Below are 10,672 nucleotides of genomic sequence, written 5' to 3'. Positions count from 1 at the left end.
ATTTACACAAACTATTTTATACTCTCAAGTTAGTATTTTCAACTTAAAAAATTTTTTCATTTTTACTATCTTTAATCCATTTTGGATAAAGAGTTAAAACAGCAAAAGTCATTACTAGCACAATTGCTGGAAATTGTAATATATCCTCAGAAAATGCACCAATTTCTAGTGCAATTAATAAACAAAAAATATAATTTTTATTATTCTTTAAAAGTAAAATATTGCAATAAACTAATAATAAACAAACAATTAAGGTAGTAACTAAGCCCGATTGAAATATCAAATAGGCGTAACTTCCATCAATAGTACCCCAAAAGTCAAATTGATCTATTTTTAAATAACTGGGATACCAAGAAATTGGAATCTTATGGTAGTACCAGTTCCACATATACATACGATTGGACAAAAGATTATTTAGTGAATAATAAAAATTACTACTATCATAATTCTTTGAAAAAAGGTATGAAATGTATGTTAGAAATATTGGGCATGCAGTACCAAAAAATTTTAGTATAAAGATAAGAAATTTGTTTTTTAATTTGAATATTCCAATAAAAAAGATAAACACTAAAAATACTAGTATTACAGTTCTATCTCCAGTTACAAAATTATTTAATAGAACAAAAAAAACTATAAAAATTATCTTCCAATAAAAATATCTAGTTTCCCTTTTCAAAACAAAAATTTCCAAAGTATAAAACAACGAAATTAATAATGTAAATAATCCTAAAGTATTTTCATTAGCAAATCCGAATGATATTACTCCGTCGACCACATTTATTATAGGCGATAGGCCTAGTAACGATAAGATAGAAGTAATAACTAAACAAATCATGTTTGCCAAATAATAGCCCTTAATAACTTGCCAAGGAGTATAATTAATAAAAGCTAAAGCCACTAAAATTGGAACAGAAAAGAATTTATTAAACTTAGTTATGGTCCAAACAGAGAGAATGACTCCCAGAAAAATTATATCCTTTGAATTGATGCCTTTTAAAAATAAGTTAATTATTGCAAGAAGGAAAAATAAAACACCAATTATGAGAGTTATCTTACCAAAATACAATCCATGAGAGTTACTATATGTATTCAATACTGATAGGCTAGCCAGTACCACCACAACCACATAGTAATAATTACTATTCCTTTGCAATCCATTATTCATATTTTTTACCTCTAATAGTTATAATTAAATACTTTACTTTTTTCATTGGGGGGAATAATACTCTCGCCATATGTGGTTGCTTCCAAATTATCCAACTAACCAAAATAATTGGTACATTTAAATTCTGTTTTAAACCATAAAATGTTAGAAATGCCTTTTCTACTTTAAAATTCTTTTTATACTGTTTTAGCGAGAAAATTATATCATCTATAGAATTAACGCTTTTAAGAAATCTAACTAATATAGAAATGAAATTCTTAGCTATAAATTCATTCATTAGTTCATTTTTAATGTTCAACTTTTCAACAGCTTGCACTAATTTAACTCCATCTTCGAGAATATTCTGATTAATTATTTTATGGGTAATAGAATTTTTATTCTCAATTACTCTATAAATATCACCATACTTAACAATTATATCAGGATCCTCTTGAAGACATTTTTGATTAAAAACTAAATCTTCTCCAACTTTGATATTTAGCGGAAATCTAATATTATGCTGTATCAAAAATTCTCTTCTGAAGGCCTTATATGCAGGTCCCGAATCCCATAATTTTAATGATTCATTATTCAAGCCTAAATTATCCCATGTTAGTGCCTTACCATTAATAATAGAATAAGAACGTTGCCCATATTTCTTCTTATAATTTATTGAATAATTAAGAACATCAAATGAATATTGGCGAAATGCATTTAGATCAATTAAAACTGTCCTTAAACTTAAAAACTCATCATCTGAATCTAAAAAAATTATCCATTCTCCCTTTGAATTTTCTATTCCAAGGTTACGTGCATTCCCTGCTCCGCCATGATTTGCATTAATTAATTGAATTTTACCATTTTCTATAAAATGACTATATTTGTTTTCTATAAGTTTTGTAGTTAAATCTTTAGATCCATCATCAACAATCACTATTTCTATGTCGTCTATATATGCTACACATGAATTAATAGCACGAATAATAGTATCTTGAGAGTTATAGGTCGGTATAATTACACTCAATATCATTTCTTTGTCACCCTAAATATTTGGTCTGCTGTGTTGGAATAACTTAGTTCATCTAACTCTTGATCTGTTAACGGTCTTAAATTTGACTCTAATCCTAACTTTAATCCTTTAGTGATAGAGTCAACATCATTAACGTCCACTAAAGAACATCTATCTGGATAATGTTTAAGAAAGTCAACACCACCACCCGTGTCTGAAGCTACTACATATAAACCATTAGCAATTGCTTCTTCATAAGTAATTCCAAATGGTTCCGCTGGGTTAAGAGAGATAAAAACTTTATTTTTCTGGTATTCTTTATAAACATCAGCATGATTTATAGCACCATGAAAAATGAATTTCTGATTATCACTATATTTTTTTCTTAAGTTAGTCTCTTCATTTCCGTATCCCCAAACATTAAAGTGAGTATATTCGTTTAAAGATAAAAGTGTGGCAGCTTCTAAAGCTTTATCTACGTGTTTAGCCTTTACAAGACGACCCACATATAGAATTTCTTGTTTTCTTTTATTTGGTTTATCATTCATTACTTTTAGGAATGATATTGCATTAGCATCCAAACCGATAGTATAAAGTCCATCAATATCAATATTGAAGAAAAATTCATACAAATACTTCGTAAATTTAGAATTAGCGACGATATAGTCAAATTTTCGCCTTAATATTCTATCAATTAAATGCATTACATTAAATTTCCAAATTTTATAAGAAACAAAATCCGGAAATGCATGAAGTGTATGAATCTTTGTTGTTCTCTCAAATCCTTGACAAAAAAATAAAGAGTACCATAGACAACTAATTATTACATCGGCATTAAAACTTTTTAGTCGCAAAACATTTTGTACCTTTGTAAATGAAACATTTTGCGGATATTCATCCTTTTTATTAATAAGTTTTGGCTTGTTAATTGCAATTAATACTTCATTATTCTTATCGTTGGCTAATTGTAAAGCCAAATTTTTATCAAATACTGCAACTCCACCACTTTTTCTTTCATCAGGCATGGGGCCTGCTATAATTATTCTCATTTGTTTTTTCCAATCTTTTTAAAAACTTGCATATATAAATCAGAAGACTGATCCCAATTAAATGTAGCTTTAACTTTATCAGCAAATTGTCTAGAGATTTTCTTCTCTTCATAATTAATTATTGTTGTAGCAAAGGAGTTTACGTCATTAACGTCTAATAAAATACCACTTTCATAATTAACGACCTCTGGAATACCCCCAACATTAGATGAAATAACCGGAATACGATTAATAATTGCTTCGATAATTGAAACTGGTAAATTTTCGCTGGCTGACGTACAAATCAATCCATTATATTTACCATAGTTAATAGAATTTTCTATTCCTTTTACATTAACAAATTTGTACTCATCCAGTTTCTTAACTAGCAGTTGGTCAAGTTCTGCACCATAAATATCAATAGTTCCCTTATAGCCCTGCTTTTCCAATTCATCAAATAGCTTTAGAGCCCTACTATATTTTCTCTTATCTATATTACCTACCATTATGAAGTAATTATTCATATTTTGATCTGATTTTTTTTCAAATATCTCTTTTTGTTTGACACCATTATAAATAACTTTATTATTTTTATTTATAAGATTTACAAAATGTTGCTGCATATACTGTGAGACACTTATCACTTTCCAAGCTTCTCGTATTGTAATCTTATACAATGGCATAAAATAAAAAGACTTAATAAACATATCAAAGCTTAATTTCCTTGCATCAGGCCAATTGCCATGGTATGTGTGCACATAATTGATATTCGCTAATGAAAAAAGAAAACCAAGGTGATCGTCTGAGTATCCTATTACATTTTTCTGTTTTTTTAAAGATTTAATTAATTTCAAATAACCGTTAAGCACTGTTACATTAACATTATCAATAATTGTCCCATCTGTTTTTAAGGTTAAAACAAGGACGCTATCAAAATTTGAACTTATCCTTTTTAACAATTCAATCGTAGATATGGTTGCACCAGTATAATTACCGAATTGTTTTGTTAAAACTACTAATTTCAACTTAAGACTCCTTATTATCTAGCACCATCGCCAGTAAAAATAATACGAATTGTTTCAAAAGCGATCTTAAAATCGAACCCTAATGAATAGTGTTCAATATAATAATTGTCTAACTCACACTTTTCATTTGGTTTCAAATCATACCCACCATTCACAATTCATTATTGATTGTTTGATGACAAACATTAAGCGCTCTGGCAATTGCACGATTGGAATAGCCTTGGCTGTGCAGCGTAGCAATTCTGCCTCGTTCAAACGAAGTTAGGTGCTGACCTTTTTTTCTGACTGTGGTATTCTGTTCTTGCATCAAGACAATGACCTCTTTCATTGTTTGTGTAGGAACATCAATGATAACAGAGATTTGTCTTGGTGTTTTTTATTTTATCAATTAGCTAAAAGTATTTGGCTAACTTGATTATAAAACGCGCGGCATAAGATGTTCCTAAATTTTCCGACAAAGTTATCAATTTTATTCGCGCATCAATAAACCTTGAAATGATTTTGTGCGTAGCATCGCTAGAACAATCGTCAACGATAATAAGCTCCCAATTACTATAGATTTGTTGTTGAACCGATTCAATAGCAGTCTTTATATACCTCTCCGAATTATGTGCTGGCATTATGATAGAAACTAAAGGCTCATTCATTACCTAGCTCCATCCCCGGTCACTACAACACGAATCGTTTCAAAGAAAATCCCAACATCAGTCAATATCCCAAAATGCTTTATGTAGTACATATCATTAGCAAGCTTTTGTGCTGGTGTATCGTCGTAACCACCATGGACTTGAGCGTAACCGCTCAAACCTGGTTTAACCAACAAACGTTGTTCAAAACCATCAATATCTTCGCTAAACTGTTGCGTGAACATTGGTCGTTCCGGACGTGGACCAATCAAACTCATGTCCCCTTTAATTACTGACCACAATTGTGGTAATTCATCCACTCGAGTTTTACGCATAAAATGACCGACCCGTGTTACGCGTGGGTCTTCTTTATTTGCCCACATTGCACCAGATTTCTTCTCCGCGTCACTATACATTGATCGTAATTTAGTTACTTTAAACGATTGGCCCATTAGCCCAACACGCTCTTGGCTATAGAAGCACTTGCCCGGTGTTTCTAACTTAACTAAAATCATAAAAATCAGAATAATAATTGAAGCTGGAATCATCAATAGCGTTGCGAAGATTAGATCGAATAAACGCTTAAATGGTAAATAGATGTGATGAAACGGTCGATCCAATTTAGCTACAAAATCATGTTCATCTACTGTTTGTGTATGACTGATTTGGTTTTCCATGATAAGGTTCCCCCTAATCCGTTAACGATTCCCAATATAACTTTAACCCAGTCGTAATATCATAATGCGGCTGATAGCCTAAACTTCTTAATTGTGTAATATCTGCATATGAATGTTTGATATCCCCTACCCGTTCTGCTTTATGAATAATTTGTAGCTCCCAATTAATAATTTGTTCATACACCTGAATTACTTGATTAAGGCTAGTATGTTTACCGGCACCAACATTAAAAACTTGATGTACGATGTTGCTACCCTTCGTCAATAGGCATAATGCTTGGATTACGTCTTTAATAAAGACAAAATCACGCGTTTGTTCACCATCACCGAAAATTGTAAATGCGGATTGATGTTTAGCTGCTTGCGTAATTAATGATAATACCCCTGAATACGGTGATTTAGGATTCTGCCGTGGTCCGTAAACATTGAAGAACCGTACCGCCACTGTTGGAATATTATATAGTTTTCCATAATCAATTACAAACCGTTCAGTTGCAAATTTATCAATTGCATATGGTGTCAACGGATCAATTGTTGAGTCCTCACGTTTAGGTAATTCAGGATTATTTCCATAAACTGCCGCCGATGAAGTAAACAACACCTTTTTAATAGGTAACTTATGTTGCCGAATAGTCTCTAAGATAAAAATATTCGCTTCTTGGTTGATCTGATGTGTTTCATATGGTCGCGCAACTGAGTCAGCAACACTGGCAATGGCTGCCAATAGATAGATATAGTCAAACTGTTCTTTGAGTAATAAGTCTTTCATAAAGACATGATCAGTAATACTATGTTCATAAAAAGTTACTTTAGGTGAGCTAGGTATATTACTGGCTAAGCCCATCGATAAGTCATCGACGATAATGACCTCATCGCCATCCTGTATTAACTGATCAACTAAATTTGACCCAATAAATCCGGCACCACCGGTCACTAAAACTTTACTCAATTATCTGTCCTCCAAATTCAACTATTATCTAAACAACCAAAACTTCTTTTTCTCTTTAATATGGTGGTACTCACTTGGCTCTAGGTCATCGCCATTAATGATCTTTTTTGCGTTATCTTGCATCCAAGTGACCATCTCCGCCCCATTATGCTGCTCCAGCTTAGCGAACGCCTTCTGCATCCGGAAATTTCTGCCTCTCAGGTTATGCGCGTCAGAGGCGAAAACAAAGCCTAAGCCGGCATCAATGATCCGTTGCGTAAAGTCTTCGACCTCGGAACCAAAAACGCCTAAGTAGCTACTAGCGGTAATTTGCGTCAAGCAGCCACTAGCCACGAAATCATAGAGCAACTCGTGCTTCTTTTGAATACCGTGATTCCGCTCTGGATGAACAATTACTGGTGTAATTCCGGCCGCTTGTAGTTCAAAAATCATTTGACTCGTGTATTCCGGTACTTCACCGTGGGGCAGTTCCAACATCAAGTAGCGATTAGTTTCATCAGCGAACAACACGTCATCATTTTTAATGGCTTGCATTAAGTCACCATTGATATGCGCTTCTTGACCTGGGAAGACAACTAAATCGATTTTAGCTTCATCCAGCGCTGCTTGAAATTCTGCAGTCCGCTGAATCACATCAGCCTTATGATTGGTATATTTGCCGTCCATGTGGTGTGGCGTCACCAAAATATGACTAATACCATTATCTACAGCCACTCGGGCCATTGCTAAGGCATCAGCCATGGTAGGCGCCCCATCATCACATCCCGGTAAGATATGACAATGTAGATCGATCATTTCTTATCGTCCGTTCCGTAATAGCCACCATAGTAGCCACCATAATACCCACCGTAGTAACCACCAGAAGCTGCATCTGTCACGCGGTTAAGTACGGCACCGATCAGGTTAGCGTTCACCTTTTTGAGTAAGTCGCGCGCCCGTAAAACAGCCCCTTTAAGAGCGATACCTTGGGGAACCACCAAGATCACGCCGTCAACCTTACTTGCTAGAATTTGTGCATCGGTGACCGTATTAACTGGTGGTACGTCCAGAATAATAATATCGAATTGTTCTTTTAAGACTTTCAGTAATTGATCCGTTTTCGAAGAATTCAGTAACTCTGATGGGTTCGGCGGTACCGGTCCACTGGGCAACACGTATAGATTTGGCACTTCGGTTTCATGGATGCTTTCGCCTAAGTTAGCTTGCTTCGCTGTCAAAATCGTGGTCAAACCATGGCTATTGGACACGCCGAAAGAACGGGCCACGGTTGGCCGGCGCAAATCAGCATCGATCAGCAAGACTTTATTCCCTTGATCAGCCCAAGTTACGGCCACGTTAGAAGTGATCGTTGATTTACCTTCAGAAGGATCAGCAGAGGTGAAAACTAAGGTTTTTAGTTGCCGATCTGCAGAAGAGAACTGAATATTAGTCCGAATCGTCCGAAATTGTTCTGCAATGGATGAAGTTGGCTTCGTGACGGTGATCAAACCGACACCATGCTTCATACTGTTTGAGTCCAGTTGCTTTTTCTTTTTAAATAAAGCCATCTTATTTCACCCTCCGTCGTAATTCTGCACCGCGCTGTGGTAAATCGGCCGGTGTAGCCTCCGCAACTCGTGTGTGGTGTTTGTGTTGACCGTGTTGTTGTCCAGCAAAGGCCCGCTTCTTAATGTCTTCAGCGGGAATTTCTGAAACGATCCCTAAGCTGGTCAAGCCAGCTTCAGCCAAGAAGGCTTCGTCTTTGACCGTCTTATCCAAGGCTTCATTCAAGAAAGCCAAGCCAATTCCGGCTAATAAACCAAGCACGAAACCGATGGCAATATTCAACGGCAACCGCGGTGAAACCGGTGATTCATTGACTGTTGCTTTAGAAACAACTGAAACGTTATTAACACTCATGATCGACTTGATCTTGTCACGGAAAGTCCGTGCCGTAACGTTAGCGATTTTAGCCGCTTCTTGGGGATCGGTCGTTTTAACGTCGACTGAGAACACCTGTGAATTCTGTTGACTACTGATCGAAATTTCATCAGTTAATTTACTAACCGTTTGCCCATTACCCACATCCTTAGCGACATCCTTCAAGATCGTTGGACTAGTGATGATATCCTTATAAGTATTAATCATTTGGACATCAGCCTGGGTTTGCTGTAAAACAGCTGTTTGTTGATTGTCGTCTAGTTTCCGGTTAACCAATAATTGGGTTGTTGATTGATACTTGGGGGTCATCACGAAGAACGTTACGACGAACGCCAATAACGTTACGATAATCGTTGATCCGATAATGATCTTTAAATGTTTGCGCAACGTCAACAGAATATCTTCAATACTCAGGGTTGCCTCTGAATGGCTCGTTTCGTTCATTTAAAAAGCTCCTCCTATTTACACACTCTTAAGGTAAATCCATTAGTTAAATCTACTAATAAATTTTAGATGTTACAGTTGGTGACCATCCCTGTGGCTAAAAAGTCCCACAAGAAATATGACCAGATCATACATAGATGACGGGATAATTTATGCAGAGCATAAATTTGAATTTTTGATTTGTTTCGGCTACCTACCGAACAAGTTTCTTTTTGTTTTATATTTTCTAATAAGCACTATCATTGATTAAACTTATTGTTTAATTCACTGTCATTATAGTTTGTTTACATAACAGTTTCATGACAAACACGTAACAAAACGAATATTAATTACCATGTAACATACTGTGTCGCGTTATTTCCGGACAACCGTTCGTAAATAGTGCCTTTTGTGCGATTAATTAGTCGTTTTTTTGCACCAGTTTCAAAATGGCTTTCGCCGTATCACTTAAGCTGCCATCTTTTTGATAGTTACTTAGCAATACGACACCAGTTTTACCATCCTCGGTAAAGGCTAGCGCATTGTGGTAACCAGCAAAGTCAGCTCGACTGACTAACCGGCTGCCATCAATAGTCAACCGTCCAGTATAGGCAGTCCCCGCTTTGGCGATGGCCCCTTGATGCATGTACTTTTCACCGACAAAACTACTACTGGTGATGTAATGAGTCAACTGTGCCATATCGCTAGCTGTGGTATAGAGCTGTTTTGAGCCTAACTGATCATTCATCGTTTGGAAAAGTGTGTCTTGCGTGACCGCTGAAGCACTGTCACTAGCCTTATCATAAGTGAATGATGGGGCTAACTTAGATTGTACCGCGGCGCTGGTGACAAAGCCTGTATGTTTGACCCCAGCTGGTTGCAAAAGCGTGTCCTTAATGAATTTCTGGTAGGATACGCCAGAGGCTTGCGCGATAATGCCAGAAAGTAACGNTGACCTGTTGTGGTCACAGTGGTATTCGCTAAATTCCATGCGATCACGTCTTTGTTTAACTCGCTAGCCGGTAAAACATCCAACCTCAAGCCAGAAGTCATTTCCAAAAGGCTGCCTACCGTGACACTAGCATCGGCATTATCTAATAGATAATATTTGCTTACCGGTGTGGTCAGATCCAGCTTGCCATCTTTGACTAACTGCATCACGGCCGCCGCAGTCAGCGTATTTTGTAGCGCTCCGATTTGGTACTCCGTCGTCGCCGTCTTGGTATTCTTTTGTGGATCTTGTCCGTATGGCTGTTGATAGACCAACTTGCCATCCTGAATCACCGCCACATTACCGACAAACTGGAGCCGTTTCAGCTGTGCCTTCAACTTAGCTTCATCAATGGTAGAACTTGCAGTCTTATCCGTTGTTGCCACTGGCGTTGTTTTCTCCGTCTTATCAGTCAACTTGTGAAAATAAACGTGAGCTAGACTGTTTTTTTGATAAATTGCTGCCACAGCCCCACCACCGACGATTATCAACAAAACCAGTAAGACTGCCACGATTCGTCCTGCTTTATGTCTCATGCGTACCTCCACCATTACCGCAATCTTCATAAAAAAATCATAAAAATATGCATTATCTATCACACTATAACATATATGGTATATACCCAACAACTTGAATTCAAGTCTTGTCATAAAGTTGTAACAATTGATGTCAACAAAAATGGTCAAGTTTTTACAGTTCTTTTTTCACTTCTATATAATAGCAATATTCTTTACCGAACATCGTCATTTATTCGTATCAGCTATATATCAACCAATTCTTATTAGATAATTCATTAAGTTATAATATCAACTTAAAAATATTAAAACTAATTAGGCAGATTGTAAAATTAATCCGGGACTTTGTCAAATAGTGTTGATGG

The 10,672-nt window shown here is 35.9% G+C and carries 12 protein-coding genes and 2 pseudogenes; all 14 read right to left on the bottom strand.

The window, feature by feature from the left end:
* Positions 1–43: 43 nt before the first annotated feature.
* Positions 44–1,165 carry a hypothetical protein gene (locus FC65_RS05680; RefSeq protein WP_056971882.1) on the bottom strand — a complete coding sequence of 374 codons (1,122 nt, stop codon included), beginning with the start codon at positions 1,163–1,165 and terminating at the stop codon, positions 44–46.
* Complete coding sequence (locus FC65_RS05675) at positions 1,158–2,174, bottom strand: glycosyltransferase family 2 protein (protein WP_056971881.1); 1,017 nt, start codon at positions 2,172–2,174, stop codon at positions 1,158–1,160. Before FC65_RS05675 ends, FC65_RS05680 begins: the two co-directional genes overlap by 8 nt.
* The gene (locus tag FC65_RS05670; protein ID WP_162257048.1) at positions 2,171–3,178 is read right to left on the bottom strand and encodes a glycosyltransferase family 4 protein; all 1,008 of its coding nucleotides are present in this window, start codon (positions 3,176–3,178) and stop codon (positions 2,171–2,173) included. The genes FC65_RS05675 and FC65_RS05670 overlap by 4 nt, the downstream gene beginning before the upstream one ends.
* Positions 3,179–3,198: 20 nt before the next feature.
* Positions 3,199–4,206 (bottom strand): glycosyltransferase family 4 protein, encoded by a 1,008-nt coding sequence (locus tag FC65_RS05665; protein ID WP_056971879.1) that lies wholly within the window; start codon positions 4,204–4,206, stop codon positions 3,199–3,201.
* Positions 4,207–4,220: 14 nt separating this feature from the next.
* Positions 4,221–4,361 (bottom strand): annotated as a pseudogene (locus FC65_RS11540) (sugar transferase); the annotation flags it as partial.
* A pseudogene (locus FC65_RS11535) lies at positions 4,361–4,534 on the bottom strand (helix-turn-helix domain-containing protein); the annotation flags it as partial. The pseudogenes FC65_RS11540 and FC65_RS11535, both read right to left, overlap by 1 nt.
* A 64-nt stretch (positions 4,535–4,598) precedes the next feature.
* On the bottom strand, positions 4,599–4,826 hold the full coding sequence (locus FC65_RS12890; protein ID WP_420864788.1) for a glycosyltransferase family 2 protein: 228 nt from the start codon (positions 4,824–4,826) through the stop codon (positions 4,599–4,601).
* 26 nt (positions 4,827–4,852) lie between these two features.
* Complete coding sequence (locus tag FC65_RS05655; RefSeq protein ID WP_056971877.1) at positions 4,853–5,509, bottom strand: sugar transferase; 657 nt, start codon at positions 5,507–5,509, stop codon at positions 4,853–4,855.
* A gap of 13 nt (positions 5,510–5,522) precedes the next feature.
* Positions 5,523–6,458 (bottom strand): NAD-dependent epimerase/dehydratase family protein, encoded by a 936-nt coding sequence (locus FC65_RS05650; RefSeq protein WP_056971876.1) that lies wholly within the window; start codon positions 6,456–6,458, stop codon positions 5,523–5,525.
* Positions 6,459–6,482: 24 nt separating this feature from the next.
* Positions 6,483–7,253, bottom strand: coding sequence for a tyrosine-protein phosphatase (locus tag FC65_RS05645; RefSeq protein WP_338088170.1), 771 nt, complete (start codon positions 7,251–7,253; stop codon positions 6,483–6,485).
* The gene (locus tag FC65_RS05640; protein WP_056971874.1) at positions 7,250–8,005 is read right to left on the bottom strand and encodes a CpsD/CapB family tyrosine-protein kinase; all 756 of its coding nucleotides are present in this window, start codon (positions 8,003–8,005) and stop codon (positions 7,250–7,252) included. The genes FC65_RS05645 and FC65_RS05640 overlap by 4 nt, the downstream gene beginning before the upstream one ends.
* A gap of 1 nt (position 8,006) precedes the next feature.
* Positions 8,007–8,822, bottom strand: coding sequence for a YveK family protein (locus FC65_RS05635; protein ID WP_056971873.1), 816 nt, complete (start codon positions 8,820–8,822; stop codon positions 8,007–8,009).
* Between the two features lie 400 nt (positions 8,823–9,222).
* Positions 9,223–9,699 (bottom strand): serine hydrolase, encoded by a 477-nt coding sequence (locus tag FC65_RS12385; RefSeq protein ID WP_268872473.1) that lies wholly within the window; start codon positions 9,697–9,699, stop codon positions 9,223–9,225.
* Positions 9,700–9,753: 54 nt separating this feature from the next.
* A partial coding sequence (locus FC65_RS12380) for a serine hydrolase domain-containing protein (protein ID WP_235803081.1) occupies positions 9,754–10,328 on the bottom strand: 575 nt, incomplete at its 3' end.
* Between the last annotated feature and the right edge of the window lie 344 nt (positions 10,329–10,672).

It is taken from the genome of Ligilactobacillus acidipiscis DSM 15836, assembly GCF_001435755.1.
Taxonomy (GTDB): domain Bacteria; phylum Bacillota; class Bacilli; order Lactobacillales; family Lactobacillaceae; genus Ligilactobacillus; species Ligilactobacillus acidipiscis.
The sequence above is the reverse complement of the archived record's forward strand: the minus strand, read 5'-3'. Positions and strand labels throughout refer to the sequence as shown.